Source organism: Ruegeria atlantica, from assembly GCF_001458195.1.
GTDB lineage: Bacteria > Pseudomonadota > Alphaproteobacteria > Rhodobacterales > Rhodobacteraceae > Ruegeria > Ruegeria atlantica.
Genome location: NZ_CYPU01000039.1, coordinates 281010 through 297404, shown reverse-complemented (window position 1 = coordinate 297404; position 16395 = coordinate 281010). Strand labels below are relative to the sequence as shown.

The 16395-nt window shown below is 57.3% G+C and carries 15 protein-coding genes; 9 read left to right on the top strand and 6 right to left on the bottom strand.

Annotated elements, in window-relative coordinates:
* The first annotated feature begins 19 nt into the window (after positions 1-19).
* The 5 genes from RUA4292_RS11370 to RUA4292_RS11350 all read left to right on the top strand — a co-directional run bounded on the left by RUA4292_RS11370 (position 20) and on the right by RUA4292_RS11350 (position 4463).
* Positions 20-973 (top strand): dihydrodipicolinate synthase family protein, encoded by a 954-nt coding sequence (locus RUA4292_RS11370; protein WP_058277683.1) that lies wholly within the window; start codon positions 20-22, stop codon positions 971-973.
* Between the two features lie 95 nt (positions 974-1068).
* Positions 1069-1611, top strand: a complete 543-nt coding sequence (locus RUA4292_RS11365; RefSeq protein WP_058273852.1) for a 3-hydroxyanthranilate 3,4-dioxygenase — start codon at positions 1069-1071, stop codon at positions 1609-1611.
* 24 nt (positions 1612-1635) lie between these two features.
* A complete protein-coding gene (locus RUA4292_RS11360) occupies positions 1636-2610 on the top strand; it encodes a TRAP transporter substrate-binding protein (RefSeq protein ID WP_058277682.1) in 975 nt (324 codons plus the stop codon).
* A gap of 159 nt (positions 2611-2769) precedes the next feature.
* A complete protein-coding gene (locus RUA4292_RS11355; protein ID WP_233493425.1) occupies positions 2770-3207 on the top strand; it encodes a TRAP transporter small permease in 438 nt (145 codons plus the stop codon).
* On the top strand, positions 3204-4463 hold the full coding sequence (locus RUA4292_RS11350; RefSeq protein ID WP_058277680.1) for a TRAP transporter large permease: 1260 nt from the start codon (positions 3204-3206) through the stop codon (positions 4461-4463). Before RUA4292_RS11355 ends, RUA4292_RS11350 begins: the two co-directional genes overlap by 4 nt.
* Before the next feature lie 103 nt (positions 4464-4566).
* Here RUA4292_RS11350 and preA read toward each other — a convergent pair whose 3' ends face one another.
* The 4 genes from preA to RUA4292_RS11330 all read right to left on the bottom strand — a co-directional run bounded on the left by preA (position 4567) and on the right by RUA4292_RS11330 (position 8899).
* The gene (preA, locus tag RUA4292_RS11345; protein ID WP_058277679.1) at positions 4567-5871 is read right to left on the bottom strand and encodes an NAD-dependent dihydropyrimidine dehydrogenase subunit PreA; all 1305 of its coding nucleotides are present in this window, start codon (positions 5869-5871) and stop codon (positions 4567-4569) included.
* An 18-nt stretch (positions 5872-5889) separates the two neighbouring features.
* Positions 5890-6726, bottom strand: a complete 837-nt coding sequence (locus tag RUA4292_RS11340; protein WP_058277678.1) for a methyltransferase domain-containing protein — start codon at positions 6724-6726, stop codon at positions 5890-5892.
* Between the two features lie 46 nt (positions 6727-6772).
* Complete coding sequence (locus tag RUA4292_RS11335) at positions 6773-8107, bottom strand: NAD(P)-dependent oxidoreductase (protein ID WP_058277677.1); 1335 nt, start codon at positions 8105-8107, stop codon at positions 6773-6775.
* A 159-nt stretch (positions 8108-8266) separates the two neighbouring features.
* On the bottom strand, positions 8267-8899 hold the full coding sequence (locus tag RUA4292_RS11330) for a cupin domain-containing protein (protein ID WP_058277676.1): 633 nt from the start codon (positions 8897-8899) through the stop codon (positions 8267-8269).
* Between the two features lie 167 nt (positions 8900-9066).
* Between RUA4292_RS11330 and RUA4292_RS11325 the strand changes: the two genes are divergently transcribed.
* The 3 genes from RUA4292_RS11325 (at position 9067) to RUA4292_RS11315 (ending at position 12141) form a co-directional block, all read left to right on the top strand.
* Entirely contained in the window at positions 9067-10062 is a 996-nt protein-coding gene (locus tag RUA4292_RS11325) for a GT-B fold glycosyltransferase domain-containing protein (protein ID WP_058278163.1), read from the top strand.
* Between the two features lie 72 nt (positions 10063-10134).
* Positions 10135-11427 carry an O-acetylhomoserine aminocarboxypropyltransferase/cysteine synthase family protein gene (locus RUA4292_RS11320; RefSeq protein WP_058277675.1) on the top strand — a complete coding sequence of 431 codons (1293 nt, stop codon included), beginning with the start codon at positions 10135-10137 and terminating at the stop codon, positions 11425-11427.
* A gap of 3 nt (positions 11428-11430) precedes the next feature.
* On the top strand, positions 11431-12141 hold the full coding sequence (locus RUA4292_RS11315) for a GNAT family N-acetyltransferase (protein ID WP_058277674.1): 711 nt from the start codon (positions 11431-11433) through the stop codon (positions 12139-12141).
* Positions 12142-12143: 2 nt separating this feature from the next.
* Here RUA4292_RS11315 and RUA4292_RS11310 read toward each other — a convergent pair whose 3' ends face one another.
* On the bottom strand, positions 12144-12839 hold the full coding sequence (locus RUA4292_RS11310; protein WP_233493424.1) for an SIMPL domain-containing protein: 696 nt from the start codon (positions 12837-12839) through the stop codon (positions 12144-12146).
* A 164-nt stretch (positions 12840-13003) separates the two neighbouring features.
* On the opposite strand from RUA4292_RS11310, the gene RUA4292_RS11305 reads away from it, so the two are divergent.
* Positions 13004-15160 carry a ribonuclease E domain-containing protein gene (locus tag RUA4292_RS11305; RefSeq protein WP_058277672.1) on the top strand — a complete coding sequence of 719 codons (2157 nt, stop codon included), beginning with the start codon at positions 13004-13006 and terminating at the stop codon, positions 15158-15160.
* A 65-nt stretch (positions 15161-15225) separates the two neighbouring features.
* Here the strand turns inward: RUA4292_RS11305 and hppD are convergent, their stop codons facing one another.
* Positions 15226-16323 carry a 4-hydroxyphenylpyruvate dioxygenase gene (hppD, locus tag RUA4292_RS11300; RefSeq protein WP_058277671.1) on the bottom strand — a complete coding sequence of 366 codons (1098 nt, stop codon included), beginning with the start codon at positions 16321-16323 and terminating at the stop codon, positions 15226-15228.
* Between the last annotated feature and the right edge of the window lie 72 nt (positions 16324-16395).

The following is a 16395-nucleotide window of genomic DNA, read 5'->3' as shown; positions in this document are numbered from 1 at the left end:
AATCGGAAGGCCCGTTAAAATGAACTACTCCAAGCGCGACGCCAAAGCCTATGCGCGCGAGAACATGACCGGCATCTGGGCCGCAGCCCTGAACCCCTTCAACGATGATTTGTCACTGGATGAGGCCGGGCTGCGGTCAAACATTCGCCACTGGATTGACGATCTGGATATCCAGGGACTGTTCGTGGCAGGCAAGCAGGGCGAGTTCTTTTCGATGAGCCTTGATGAGCGCAAGCGCAACTTTGAGATTGCGGTTGACGAATGCGCGGGCAAAGCCGGTGTGATTGTCTCGGTCTCGGATCAGAACATGGACACGGCGCTGGAACTGGCCCGCCATGCGCAGAATTGTGGGGCCGATTACATCGTCTTGCATGCCCCTGTTTTAAGCTTTGTCCAGGATCGTGCAGAGGTTTTGTACCAGTACTACAAGCGGTTCTGCGATGAGCTGGACATCGGGATCGCGATGTGGAGCCACCCGGACAGCGGATACCTGATGCAGCCCGAAGAATGCGCACGGATTGCTGATTTGCCTAACATCGTGGCCATCAAGTACTCCGTCCCGCGTGAGATGTATGTGAAACTGACGCATATGGTGGGCGACAAAATTCATGTCTCGACATCGGCTGAACATGAATGGCTGGACAATATTCTGGAACTGGATTGGAAACTGTATCTGTGTTCGTCGCCGCCTTACCAGTTACAGACCAAGAATGATCAGCGCATGAACGAATACACGCGGCTGGCTTTTGCCGGCAAAGCAGATGAGGCGCGCGAGGTGTTTGACAGCCTGAACCCGGTGCGGGACGCGATGAAGCGAACCAAACCTGCAGGCAAACCCACCGCTTTTGGAAAATACTGGCAAGAGCTGCTGGGACAGGTCGGAGGGCAGGTGCGGGCCCCAATGCTGGAACTGACCGAGGCGGAAAAAGAGATCATCCGCAAAGGGTTCGCGGAATGCGGCCTGAAGCCATAGCCACATCGATATAAGCAAATCGGATATCTAGATGCGGATAATTTCTTTGCGGTTATGAAAAAACCGGCCAAACTTCTACTAACAGGGAGTGGGACATGTCGAAGTTAAGTGCATTCAACTTTCAGAAATGGATCGACGAACACCGTCACCTGCTGAAGCCGCCGGTCGGCAATCAACAGGTGTGGGAGGATGCCGACCTGATGGTCACCGTCGTCGGCGGGCCGAACAAGCGAACCGACTATCACGACGATCCAGTTGAAGAGTTCTTCTATCAGCTAGAAGGCGACATGGTGCTGAAGCTGTATGACGGAGAGGAATTCTATGACGTTCCGATCCGCGAAGGTGAGATCTTCTTGCTGCCGCCGCATGTGCGCCATTCACCACAAAGACCGCAGGAAGGCTCAATCGGATTGGTGATCGAACCCAAACGGCAAACAGGCGAGCTGGACGCGATCGAATGGTATTGCTTTGAATGCGGCACCCGCGTTCATCGGGCCGAGATGCAATTGCAGTCTATCGTCAAGGACTTGCCGCCGGTCTACGAAAAATTCTATTCATCAGAAGAAGACCGAACATGCCCGAACTGCCAGACCGTGCATCCGGGAAAAGAGCCGCCAGAGGGCTGGGTCACACTCTGAGATGAACAAACAACAGGGAAGAACATGAAACATTTTGCTAAGATCGCCGCTTCGGCTGCAGCGCTTGCTGTGACATCGCTAGCTGCCCATGCAGATGAATTCCGTCTGGGCCTGATCACGCCGCCTCCGCATATCTGGACCAAGGCGGCCGAGTCCTTTGGGGCCGAGCTGAACGAAGCCAGCGGTGGTGCCCATACCGTATCTGTTTTCCCTGCCCGTCAGTTGGGCAACGAGGCAGAGATGCTGCAACAATTGCAGACTGGCGCGCTGGACATGGCATTCATGACCGTGGCCGAAGTGTCGAACCGCGCACCTGAGCTGGGTGCGTTTTATGCGCCGTATCTCGCGGATGATATCGGCCATGCGGGGCGCATCCTGCGCTCGGACACTGCCAAATCGATGCTGGAACCTCTGCCAGGCCAAGTGGGCGTAGTCGGCGTTGGTTACGGCATGGCCGGACTGCGCCAGATCGTCAGCCGGGGTGATGTGTCTTCAGCCGACGACCTGTCCGGTCTGAAATTGCGGATCACTCCGTTCACGCCGATTTTGGATTTCTACAACGCGGTCGGAGCTGCACCAACACCCATGCCGCTGCCTGCTGTCTATGACGCGCTGGCCAATGGGCAGGTCGACGCCATTGATATGGATGCAGAACTGATCTGGGTGCTGAAATACTATGATCACGCCGACACTATTGTTCAGTCCGATCACATGATGTTCCCGATGGTCGGGCTGGTCTCGGCCAAGGTCTGGGCCGGGTTGTCCGAGGAAGACCGCGCAATGATCGGTGAATTGATGGCAAAACACGTCGACAGCACCATCGACGCCTATGTTGCCAACGAAGCGAAGTGGCTGGAACAAATAGAAGGCACCGGCAAGGCCTACAAAAAAGTTGATGCCTCATTCTTTGGCGATGCGATTGAGGAATGGAACGGCATCTGGTCTGAAAAGACCTCGTCCCTTGACGCGCTGCGCGAGACTGCGGCAGAAACCAAATAAAGTTGAACGTTTCAAGGAAAGGGCGCAGGTCAATCCTGCGCCCTTTTTCATAGGGGATCGGCGATGTTATACCGGCTGTCTGCAGCGTGGGCGTGGGTTGAGTTATGGTGTGCCGCAGCACTGGCCGTTTGCGTCACCTTGTTGATTTTGTTGAATGTCGTGACCAGAACCGCTGGCAACGCCCTGTTCTGGGTGGATGAACTGGCGATCTATGCCATGGTTTGGATGACATTCCTTGGCGCGTCAGCCGCGTTGCACCACCGAAACTCAGTCTCAATCACGATCCTTGTCGATCTGGTTCCGCCTCATATCCGGGCAATCATTCAAAAGGCGGTCGACATCGTTGTCTTCGCTTTTGCAATCGCGATGCTGTGGTTCTGCTGGCGTTGGTTTCTGCCACTGGAAATCGCACGTACAGGGTTCGATGCCATTGCTTTTCAAGGCAGTACTTTCAACTTCATCTATGCCGAACCGACCTCAACCCTCGGGCTTCCGAAGTTTTTGTTTTGGCTCGTGATGTGGCTGTTTGCCTTGGGGGCAACGCTACATTCAACGATGCATCTTCTGACGCGTCCCGGACAAGGGTCACCGGTATGAGCCCGATTGTCTTTCTAGCCACCCTGCTGTTGTCGGTGCCCGTTGCCATCGTGTTGGCGATCACCGCAATCTGGTACATCTGGGAAAGCGGGAACACGGTTCTGTACGACAGTTTCGCGCAGAAAATGTTTGGCGGGTTGGAAAATTACGGCCTGCTGGCAATCCCGCTGTTCATGCTGACCGGAGAGCTGATGAATGAAGGTGGCATGACACGCCGCCTGGTCGCTTTGGCGCGTGTATTCGTGGGCGGATTCCGGGGCGGGCTCGCCTATATCAACCTGCTGGCGAACATGTTCATGGCCGCCATCATCGGCTCGGCGACCGCACAGATCGCTGTGATGTCCCGCGCCATGGTCCCCGCGATGGAGGAAGAGGGTTATAGCAAGGGCTTCGCCGCTGCCACGACAGCAGCCGGGGGCCTGTTGGCACCGGTCATCCCGCCGTCAATGATGTTCGTTATCTTTGGCGTTTTGGCGCAGATTCCCATAGGCGACATGTTCATCGCCGGGATCATACCCGGCCTGCTGCTGGCAGGGGCCTTTGCTTTGGTGATCACGCTTGTCGGTTGGTTTCAGCAATTCCCAAAGGGCGTCTGGATGTCCCGCCGCGATGCCATGCAAGCCCTGATCGCCGCCCTTCCTGCCATGCTGATCCCGGTTTCGATCATCGGCGGTATTCTGTTCGGCATCGCCACGCCAACGGAATCCGCAGCCATCGCTTCGCTGATCGCATTTCTGGTCGGATGGCTCATTTACGGAGAGCTAAAGCCGCAACATCTGGGCGAGATGTTCAAGCGAACAGCCGCAAATGCATCGATGATCCTGTTCATGATCGCGGCGGCCAGCGTTTTTGGTTGGGTCATCATCTACGAAGAAATACCGCAGCAGCTGGCGGGGCTTATCACGTCGATCACATCCAATCCGTTCATGTTTCTGCTGATCGTAAATGCCGCGCTTCTTTTGGTGGGGATGGTGATCGATGGTATTGCCGCCATCATCCTGATCACTCCCATTTTGTTACCGATTGCCACTGGATCCTACGACATCAGCCCCTACCAGTTCGGAGTTGTCGTATGCCTGAACCTTGTTCTTGGCCTGCTTACGCCACCCGTCGGAATTGGCCTCTATATCGCCTCATCCATGAGCGGCACGACCCCCGGAGCAATTCTGAAATCACTTTGGCCATTTCTGATTGCGGTGGCCGCCGTCTTGATCCTGCTAAGCTATGTCCCAAGCCTGTCGACCTACTTGATCTAGCATAACAGTTGCCGTCACGCGGCTTTGAATGCCCCGTATGGGCCGGTCTGCATCTGGTAAGAGGCCCGCGCTTTCGGACCCCTTTATGTTGTCAGTAACCGATTTACTCGGCAGCTTTGGCCATTGGATTGTTTGGATGCGTCGTCCAGTTGGCATAATCGCGCTGAACTTCCAAACCGGTCCGCGGATCGACCTCTCCGGCGGTCATTGGCACCATTGAGATGCAGCCGTCGACCGGGCAAACATCCACGCACAGGTTACAGGCGACGCATTCGTCATCCATGACCTCGAACACCCGGTCATCGGACATGGAAATCGCCTGATGGCTGGTGTCTTCGCACGCGGCATAGCATCGACCGCATTTGATGCACTCGTCCTGATCGATCTTGGCCTTGGCCACGTAGTTCAGGTTCAAGTATTGCCAATCGGTCACGTTTGGAACCGCACGACCGACAATCTCGGACACGTTTGTGTACCCTTTTTCATCCATCCACTTGGACAGACCTGCGGTCAGTTCGTCGATGATCTTAAAGCCGTAGGTCATAGCAGCTGTGCACACCTGAACGTTACCACAGCCCAGCGAAATGAACTCTGCCGCATCGCGCCATGTGGTCACGCCCCCGATGCCGGAAATCGGCAGGCCATGGGTGGCTTCGGCGCGCGCGATCTCGGACACCATCGACAGGGCAATTGGCTTCACCGCCGGGCCACAATACCCGCCGTGGCTGCCTTTTCCATCAATCGACGGTTCCGGGCTGAACGTGTCCAGATCGACGCTGGTGATTGAATTGATCGTGTTGATCAGTGACACTGCATCCGCGCCGCCGTTTTTTGCCGCCTCAGCAGGCTTCCGAACATCGGTGATGTTTGGCGTCAGCTTCACGATCACGGGTCGGTCATAGTATTTCTTACACCAGCGGGTGACCATCTCGATATATTCCGGCACCTGTCCTACCGCTGCGCCCATTCCGCGTTCGCTCATCCCGTGCGGGCAGCCAAAGTTCAGTTCGATCCCATCCGCGCCGGTTTCTTCGACACGCGGCAGGATGGCTTTCCAGGCCTCTTCCTCGCAGGGCACCATGATCGACGCGATCAGCGCGCGATCCGGGTAGTCGGCCTTGACCCGCGCCATTTCCTCGAGGTTCACCTCAAGCGGTCGGTCCGTGATCAGTTCGATGTTGTTCAGACCCAACAAGCGACGGTCCGCGCCATAGATCGCGCCGTAGCGCGGCCCGTTTACGTTAACAACCGGCGGCCCTTCGGACCCGAGCGTTTTCCAGACGACTCCACCCCATCCGGCCTCGAAAGCGCGGCGCACGTTGTATTCCTTGTCCGTCGGCGGCGCCGAGGCCAGCCAGTAAGGATTGGGGCTGGAAATGCCCAGAAAGTTTGTTGTCAGATCGGCCATGGCTTCTCCCTTCCCGGCTCAGCCGGTTTTCTTGAATATCATTTCGGTCGGGCGAATACGCCCGGCCTTGAGGTTCGCGACGTAGTTTTGAAACTTTTCGGGCGCCGTCTCGCCCATCATCAGGTGGATGCCCAAGGGGGCTGGTCCGCTTTCAGCGATGCGCGCGAAGACTTCCTCGAAAAACTTCAGTGCGAACTCTGTGCGGTCGGTCTCGGCGGCCAGTTCCAGACCGGCGGCACCCGCGGCGTCCTTGTAGACCTGCGGCGCATGTACAAACGAGGTTTCGGACACCGTTGACCATGGCAGCGGGAAGGACAGCGGTTCGTCCACATCCCCGCCCATCACATCGAACAGGGCAAATGTCCCGCCCGTGGCCAGCGCGCGCGAAACTTCTACGAACAGCCCGGCCTTATCTTCGATGTTCATGCCCACATGCAACATGACGGCAAGGTCAAACCCTGCATCAGGCACCGGCATGTCCAAAGCACTTCCGACGTGAAAACTGGCCTTGTCGGAATGCCCGACCAGATCGCTGAGGGCGGTAGCTGTTTCAACGAATTCTGGCGTCAGGTCGACCCCGGTCACGGTCGAGTCATAGCGATCCACGATGTACCGCGACGTCCCACCGATGCCGCAGCCAACATCCAGCACACGGGTCGCGTGGGTCGGTGACAATTGCGCAAACAGGCTGTCTGTGGCCAGAACACCGCCGGTGTGGAACTCATCCCCCGCCTTCAGATCGGCCACAGTGGCCGCGTCCGGGTCAACCCCACTGGCCTCAAGCGCCGCGCGAACGCGGTCAGTCAAGGCTCCGGTGGTATAGTGTTGGGCAACGGCTTGTTCGATCTGGGACATGGGAATACCTCAGCAGCGAAAGGAATGGGGTGAATACCCCACCCTATCACGAAACCAGAGTTGCGTGGATGTCCATCGCGGCATCACGGCCCTCGGCCACTGCGGTCACGGTCAGGTCTTCGCCTCCCGCCGCACAGTCGCCCCCAGCCCAGACACCCGCCATTGAGGTCCGTCCAGCCCCGTTCACAGCGATCTTATTGCCGTCCAGTTCCAGACCTTCCGGCGCGCCGTCCAGCTTTTGGCCAATGGCCTTGAGTACCTGATCTGCAGGCAAGCGGATCATTTCCCCGGTGCCGGTCAGTTGCCCATCGTGGCTGGCAGTATACTCCAACTCGATCTCGACCGCGGCCCCGTTTCCATGGATGGCCACAGGTTGCACATTGGTCATGATCTTGACGCCGTGCGAGGCTGCGAGGTCCTGTTCGTACCGGCTGGCCCCCATTGCGTCGCGTCCACGGCGATAGGCAATGGTGACATGTTCGGCACCCAACAGTTTCGACTTCACCGCAGCGTCCACTGCAGTCATGCCGCCGCCGATGACGACCACGTTGCGACCCACGGGCAAATCAACCAGATCAGAGGCCTGACGCACGTCCGAAATGAAATCCACTGCGAAGCGAACACCATCTTTTTCCACCCCGTCGGCGCGCAAGGCATTCACCCCGGCAAGACCAATAGACAGAAACACTGCATCATAGTTCTCGGCTAGCCCTTTCAGCGAGACGCCCTCGCCCAGAACTGAACCGGTCTCAATCGAGATTCCGCCGATTTTCAGCAGCCAGTCGACTTCGGCCTGAGCAAAATCGTTGGTCGATTTATACGCTGCGATCCCGTATTCGTTCAGCCCACCCGGTTTGGGGCGGCTTTCGTGGATCACCACGTCATGCCCAAACATGGCCAGCCGGTGCGCACAGGCCAAACCCGCAGGCCCTGCCCCGATTACGGCAACCGTTTTGCCGGTTGGTGCGGCCCGTTGGAACGGATGACTTCCCCCAACCATCACACTGTCTGTTGCATAGCGCTGAAGACGACCGATTTCGACCGGTGAACCTTCGGCGGTTTCGCGCACGCAGACTTCTTCGCACAGCGTTTCAGTCGGGCAAACGCGGGCGCACATGCCGCCCAGAATGTTCTGCGCCAAAATGGTCTCACCCGCTGCTTCGGGCTGACCAGCCTGAATCTGGCGCATGAACAGCGGAATGTCGATGTCTGTCGGACAGGCTGTGACGCATGGTGCGTCGTAACAAAAATAGCACCGATCCGCTGCCACGGCGGCCTCATGAGGGGCCAGTGGCGGATGCAAATCCGTGAAATTCGAGGTCAGCTCATCGCTGGACAGCCGCCCGGAGACAATGCCGGGGGCAATCTGGCCCTGTGCCATCACTCTACTCCCTGTAGATATGTTTGTTGTGGCCTCAGCTTGCCACAAAGTAATTTTTTATCAAATGGTAAAATTTGCCAATTGGTCAAAAAATGAAAAAACCGGACCAATCGACCCGGTTTTCCTTTGTTTCTGCCTGTTTTTCTTGCAGCGAACGTATCAGACCATCTGAGCCAAATGCCCTGTTTTCGTCCAAACACGCGCTCCCGAAGCACCCGCCACGGCGGTAGATCGCGCGCCCGGAGGCAACCTCAGCCAGTCCCAGGTCGTGAAATCCTCGTCAGATTCCCTCAGCGAGCCATCGATCACAAACAGCTCCATTCCGTGCGACGCGTCCAGATCCAACGCCTCGCCCGCCGCAAGATTGAACACGCGGACATCTTCATGCGCGTCTTTGAACAGTTGAGTATTCCCCTGACCATTGATCGAGCGGCGTACCTCTGTCCGATCATCCGGGTCAAACTGATGCAGCTTCACCAAGATCGTCGCCCCCTCTTTAGCCGAAGGTGTATGCGACGAGGTCGGAGGGTTTCTCACATAACTGCCGACCGGGAAATCTCCGGTTTCGTCCTGAAAAACGCCGTCCAGAACCAGATACTCTTCGCCCCCGTCATGTGTGTGGGCCGAAAACGCGCTGCCCGGAGCAAAACGTACGATTGTCGTTGCGCGGGCAACCTCCTCGCCGATGCGATCCAGCATCTTGCGTTCGACACCGGCGGCGGGGGACGCGATCCATTCATTCTGGTCGAAATGAACTGCAACACGTTTGGTGAAATCTGCGTTGATCCTCATGGGGGCACTCCTGAACGGGGACGTGTCCCTAACATGGGATTGCGTCGACATTTTTCAAATTGCACGCATCGCATCTGGTTTTGACGGGCGCGCCTGCATACTGTACGTCCGACAAGAAACCCGAGCAGCGCCGGACCACGGCACCCACAAGTACTGAAAGTCACCGGATGCAGGCCAGCGCCCCGAAATTCAACATCGTTATCATCGGGCAAAACAACCGTCTGCAATACGAAGCCCTTTTGTTTGCCGCCTCGCTGCGGCACAGCAGCCCTGATTTTTCCGGTCGACTGTTCGTGGCTGTTCCACAACCCGGTCCACGCTGGCCGCAGGACCCTACCATCCAGAACGAGGATCTGCTGAAAGCACTCCGTCAGCTGGATGCGGAGATCTTGCCGTTCGAAAACAAAATATTCGGCGCCAGCTACCCTTATGGCAACAAGATCGAAGCTTTGCTGGCCATGCCCGAGGGTGAGCCCTTTGTGTTTTTCGACAGTGACACACTGATCACCGGCGATCTGATCAGCGTCCCCTTCGACTTTGACCGCCCCGGCGCATCGCTAAGGGTCGAAGGAACCTGGCCCAAACCAACCTTGTATGGTCCTGGACTGGATGGGATCTGGAAGGCGCTTTATCAAAGGTTCGGACTGGATTTCGACAGCTCGCTGGATACCAGCCAACCTGTGGATTACTGGCGGCGCTATCTGTACTTCAATGCCGGGTTTTTCTTTCATTCCTGCCCTCACACCTTCGGAAAGCGCTTTCTGGACTATGCCCGCACGATCCGCGACGGCGAAATCTCCGAGATGGCTGGACAGAATTTTGACCCATGGCTGGATCAGGCTGCACTGCCGCTAGTGATCCATTCGTTCGACGGCGGTCGCGATGCCCTGCCTGCGGGCCTTCTGGACGGATCGGTCAGCTGCCATTACCGCCTGTTCCCCCTACTCTACGCCCGTGAAAGCGATCACGCTGTCGAGGTGCTGGAAACCGTGGTTGCGCCAAACCGGGTCAAGAAAGTCCTCAAGGGGTACGACCCGATCAAGAAGCTGGTGCTGCAACGGAAGGGTCACAAAATCAGGGACATGTTCGACCGCGAGAACCTTCCCAAACGCGAGCAGGTTATTCGCAACACGATACGCAAGAATGGTCTTTGGATGCGCTGACAGGAATGTTGTCTGCGCGCGCCCAATCGCCTAGAGATTCAGCAACGCACTTTCCAACAGGAGATTTCCAAGATGTCTGACGGCCCCACCTACGGTTTTGATACGCTTCAAATTCACGCGGGCGCGCGGCCCGATCCCGCAACTGGCGCGCGTCAGACACCGATTTATCAGACGACAGCCTATGTGTTTCGCGACGCGGATCACGCAGCCGCCCTGTTCAACCTGCAAGAGGTTGGTTTCATTTATTCCCGCCTGACCAACCCCACCGTGGCCGTTCTGCAGGAACGTGTCGCCACGCTGGAAGGCGGCGTCGGTGCCGTGTGCTGCTCATCAGGCCACGCGGCACAGATCATGGCGCTATTCCCGCTAATGGGCCCCGGTTGCAACGTAGTCGCCTCGACCCGTCTGTATGGCGGTACGGTCACTCAGTTCAGCCAGACCATCAAACGCTTTGGCTGGTCCGCCAAGTTTGTCGACACCGACGATCTGGACGCCGTCAAAGACGCTATCGACGAAAACACCCGTGCGGTGTTCTGCGAATCCATTGCCAACCCCGGCGGCTATGTCACTGACATCCGCGCGCTGGCGGATGTGTCCGATGCCGCGGGCATTCCGCTGATCGTCGACAACACCTCGGCCACGCCTTACCTGTGCCGCCCGATCGAACACGGCGCGACGCTGGTCGTGCACTCGACCACCAAATACCTGACCGGCAACGGCACTGTCACCGGCGGCTGCATCGTGGATTCGGGCAAATTCGACTGGTCGGCAAATGACAAGTTCCCCTCGCTCAGCGAACCGGAGCAGGCGTATCACGGGCTTAAATTCCATGAGACGTTCGGCCCGCTGGCCTTCACTTTCCACGGGATTGCCATTGGCCTGCGTGATCTGGGCATGACCATGAACCCGCAGGCGGCACACTATACGCTGATGGGGATCGAGACCCTGTCTTTGCGGATGGAGCGTCACGTCGAAAACGCTCAAAAGATCGCCGCATGGCTCGAGGCAGATGACCGCGTGGAATACGTCACTTATGCCGGGCTGCCGTCTTCGCCCTACAGTGACAGGGTCAAAGCGCACTACAAGAAGGGCGCAGGTGCCCTGTTCACCTTCGCGGTCAAAGGCGGCTATGACGCCTGCATCAAACTGGTCAACGCGCTTGAGATTTTCAGCCACGTGGCCAACCTGGGTGATGCACGGTCGCTAATCATTCACTCGGCCTCGACCACGCACCGGCAGCTGACCCCGGAACAGCAAGAGGCCGCAGGCGCTGGCCCCGGCGTTGTGCGGGTGTCCATTGGTATCGAAGACGCAGATGACCTGATCGCCGATCTCGATCAGGCGCTGTCCAAAGCGTCGGCCTGATCCATGGGCGGGCACAACACCAATGATCTGGGCCAACCCATCGGATTGCCGGTAACGGGCGATTTCCCTCGCCCAACACCACCTTACACGCCGATGGAAGGCCGATATTGTTCCGTTGTCCCGCTTGATGTGAATAGGCATGCGCCCGGGTTATTCCGGGCGTTTGCCAACGACACGGATGGCCACAACTGGACGTACCTTCCCTATGGGCCGTTCGACGGCGAGCGCGAGTTTGAGGATTGGACCCGTGAGACCTGCATGGATTCCGATCCGATGTTCCACACGGTACTGGACAGCAACGATACGCCGGTGGGTATGGCTTCATTCCTGCGGATTGACCCGGCGGCGGGTGCGATCGAGGTGGGACACATCCACTTCTCACCCTTGTTGCAGCGTAGCCCGCAATCGACCGAGACTATGTTCCTGATGATGCAGCGCGTGTTCGATGAGTTGGGCTATCGCCGTTACGAATGGAAGTGCGACGCGCTGAACGCGCCGTCCTGTCGCGCGGCCGAGCGTTTGGGCTTTACCTTTGAAGGTATTTTCCGACAGGCCACCCATTACAAAGGTCGCAACCGGGATACGGCGTGGTATTCCATCCTCGACAGCGAATGGCCCCGCATCCGCAGCGCCTTTGAGGATTGGCTATCGCCGGACAATTTCGACCAGACGGGCCACCAAAAGCAACCTTTGAAGGCCCGTGCAAGCGTCTGAGGTTACTCAGAGATTTCGAATTCCATGGTGACGGTGACCGAAACGGACACCTCGCCACCTGCGACCGGTACACCACCTGCATCCGCAGCGCTGAATTCCCGCATCATGGCGACGGGGCGCGCGCCACCGACCTGTTCGCTGATCTCTTGAACTGGTCCGAGTGTCACGTTAGCCGCCTGTGCCAACTGCTCGGCCTTGGCGGTCGCTTCGGCCACAGCGTTGGCCCGCGCCTGCGCTTGCAGCGGTTTTGGGTCCTGCACGCCAAAGCTCAACCCACCAAAATCATTGGCTCCGTCCTGGATGACTGCATCCATGATTGTGCCAAGCTGTGTCAGGTCACGCACACGCATAACCACTCGGTTCGAGGCGACAAATCCCGAAATTTCGGGTCGATCTCCGCTGGCGCTGTTCCGATTGTTCCAAACCGGTGACAAAGACACATCGCGGGTCTGCACATCACGCGTTTCGATGCCAAGCTCCTGCAACCGGCTCAGGACCTGAGACACCGATTCCGAAGTGGCCTTCATCGCGTTTGAGGCCTGCGCGTCTTCATTGGTCACGCCCAGAGTAATAGTCGCCATATCAGGCGCGGCCTGCACGGTTCCCGCCGCGTCAACGGTGATGCGACGTTCTTCAGCATGGGTCATGCCCGCAACTGACATCGTCAGAACTGCAGCTAGAAAAGCGATTTTATTCAAGGTCTTCCCTCCAATTTTCTTTCTTCCAACATGGGGTGGCGGGGGTCTGCCGAACAAGGGGAAAGACCGGCTTTTTCTTTCCCTCGGCGGGATCCTGCTTTAATGTCACTCTGCGGACGAATGATCGTTTGCACAGATGCTGACAACTATGGTTTTTCCGGATTATGAAACCCGCCTTTGCGCTGTCTTTTTCTTCGACCGGAATATCCTTGCACCACCATTCGGATGGTGACTGGTTCTGCATAGGCGAGATTGCTCTGGATGCGCCCGACCTGAATACGCAGATCATCGCATTGCGGGATCAGGGCTTTGCCCTTGAAAACGACCTGAACTGCAGGCTGGTGATACCAGCGGATCAGGTGCGGTTTTTGTCCGTATCAACAGAGGGCCTAAGCCCCGAGGAAAGCGCTGAAAAAGTGCGAGCGGAACTGACCGAGGCAACTCCCTATGCGCTGGATGAGCTCGCCTTTGATACCGCAATCGCCGGTCCGACAACCCATATTGCTGCTGTCGCCAGGCAAACCCTAGATGAGGCCCGGACATTTGCCGCCGAGCACGGGTTTGTTCCGGTGCAGTATTCAACCCCGATCGCGGGTCAGGAATACCCGTCTGAACCTCGGTTCGAGATCGATGCCCCAGACACGGTCATTGCTGCGGCACCGCTCGAGGTTGAAGATTCTACCAAAACTGATGAAGGACCTATCGCAAATACGATTGCAGATTCCGAGACCCCGACAGAGTTTCCTTCAGCCCCCGACACGACCGGCGCAGTAGAAACGGTTGAGGTAGAAGAACCCGTAAAAGAAAATGAAGCTGCTGCCGATCGGATGATCGCTGAAACCGAGGACCAAACGGAGTTTCCTTCCGCGCCCGATGCGACCGCAGCAGAGGAACCCGCTGAGGGTGAAGAACCTGGCCAAGAAGATGATGGCCCTACCATTCACGCGATCGCTGATACTGAGACCCCGACGGAGTTTCGTTCAGCGCCTCACGCGAATATTGCTGGCAAGACGAAAGCCACATCCCCGATCAACCGCTACGCCGTTCCAGCCGCGGCGGCCGCTCTCGTTGCTGGTATTGCTCTGACCGTGTGGTCGTTGACTGGATCTGACGACACCGAATCCTCAGTAGCCGAGGCGGTTTCGATTGAAGAAACTGTGCCAAACCTCGCATCTGACGAGCAGATCGCCGAGACACAAGAGGTTGACGGCGATCCCGAGCTTGAATTCGAACCCGAGGCGGTCGCAACCGCGCCAGAGGAAGAGCCGCAAACCGAACCTGTCGAAGAAACCGCCGCTGATCTCAGCGCGACCGATGCTGCAATCCTCGAAGCGCTGAACGTGGCACCGACCCAGGTCGAACCGGTGGGACAAGAGCCTGCACCAGCGGAAATCTCGTCACAAGCAGGCATCGAGATCTTCGCCCCCGAACCTTTGCCCGATCCGGTCCTGGAGTCGCCAGAGGACCTGTATCTGGCATCCCTGGACAGCACTGATTTGTCGCAGGACGCGGTGGCACTTCCGCCCGTCAGCAGCTTTGAAACTGACCTGCCGTTTGAACAAAACGCCCTGCCCGCTCAGGCCGGAGTCCAGTTTGAACTGGACGAACGCGGCCTCGTCACGCCTTCAGCCGAAGGTACCCTGAACCCCGACGGAGTAGTCGTTTACCTTGGCCGACCCGCCAAGGTTCCCCCGGCAGTTCCGGTTCGATTCGAGCAAGAGCCGATAGAGGAAGATCCTACAGCCCGCTTAGCGCGGAAACGGCCAAACCCACGTCCCGCCAATTTGCTGGAAAGCTTCGAGCGCCAACAACTTGGCGGACGCACACGCGAAGAACTGGCGGTTCTGCGTCCTAAACTGCGGCCTAAGTCCCTACAAAGCAGCCCCCAGATTGACGAAACGCCAACGGCATTGGCAGTCGTTCGCGTTCCGCGCCCCAAAACGCGACCAGCCGGACTTGCCCGCCCGGACAGTACAAACACAAGCACCGCCAATCTCGGGTCAACTGCTGCGGTCGATCAAAGCTCGGACGAAGCTGGCTCTTTCCAACCAAGGGCCGTGGCGCCGAAAATCCCGTCGACCGCCTCGGTGGCGCGGCAGGCGACCATCGACAATGCGCTCAATCTGCGCAAGCTGAACTTGATTGGGGTTTACGGGACCCCGGCCAACCGGCGCGCGCTGGTCCGGTTGCCCAGTGGTCGGTACAAAAAACTGAAAGTCGGAGACAGGCTGGACGGCGGCAATGTTATCGCCATTGGCGACAGCGAATTGCGATACCAAAAGCGCGGAAGAAACCTCACGTTGAAAATGCCGCGAAGCTGACGATTAAAAATACAAAGGCGGCCGAGGGATATCCCTGACCGCCCTTGGTGACTTAACTTACGCCGTTAAGCAGCTGAAATTTCACCGCTTTCAATCTGCTCGCGTTCAATGGATTCGAACAGGGCCTTAAAGTTCCCTTCACCAAACCCATCATCGCCCTTGCGCTGAATGAACTCAAAAAAGATCGGGCCGATCACGGTTTTCGAGAAGATTTGCAGCAAGATCCGGGTCTCGCCACCGTCCAGCACACCCTCGCCGTCAATCAGGATGCCGTGCTTGATCATCCGGTCCAGAGGTTCATCATGATCCACGACACGTTCCTTAGACATGTCGTAATAGGCCTGGTTCGGACCCGGCATAAACTTCAGGCCCTTTTCCGCAATCGCATCGGTCGAGGCGTAAATATCTTCACTACCCACCGCGATATGCTGAATACCTTCACCCTTGTACTTCTTGAGGTATGATACGATCTGCCCAGTTTCGCCCCGGTCTTCGTTGATCGGAATACGGATACGACCACAGGGCGACGTCAGGGCGCGGCTAAACAGGCCAGTGAATTTACCCTGAATGTCAAAAAAGCGGATTTCGCGGAAGTTAAACAGGCTCTCGTAGAATTTGAACCACTTATCCATGTTGCCCTTGTAGACGTTGTGCGTCAGGTGATCGAGGTAATAGAACCCATCGCCGCGCGGTTTGGACTGTTTGTTCCAGGTGAATTCCTGATTATAAGGCGATGTTTCATAATACTGATCGATGAAATAGATCAGCGAACCGCCAATACCTTTGATCGCTGGGGCATCCATGGTCTTGTCCGCCGCGTCATAAGGCTCGGCCCCTTTTGACACCGCGTGTTCATAGGCTTTCTGCGCGTCCACGACACGCCATCCCATGGCAGGGGCGCAGGGGCCGTGTTCGGCCACGAACTTAGCGGCAAAGCTTTCCGGGTCGGCATTCAGGATGTAGGTCACGTCCCCCTGCTGCCACAGTTCAACCATAGGCTTGTCCGTGTGGTGTCCGACCAACTCGAACCCCATTTTGGCGAAAAGGTCGCGAAGTTCCTGCGGCTCAGGGTGGGCGAATTCGACAAATTCAAACCCATCGGTTCCGGCTGGATTTTCAGGGCTGATGACAGATTTCGGGGCGTTGTGCGGGAAAGGACCCATGGCGCGTCTCCGTAAAAACAGGAATTTCTTTGCTGATTCCAAAATACGCCTTACCAAGCGCTGTTTCTGCGC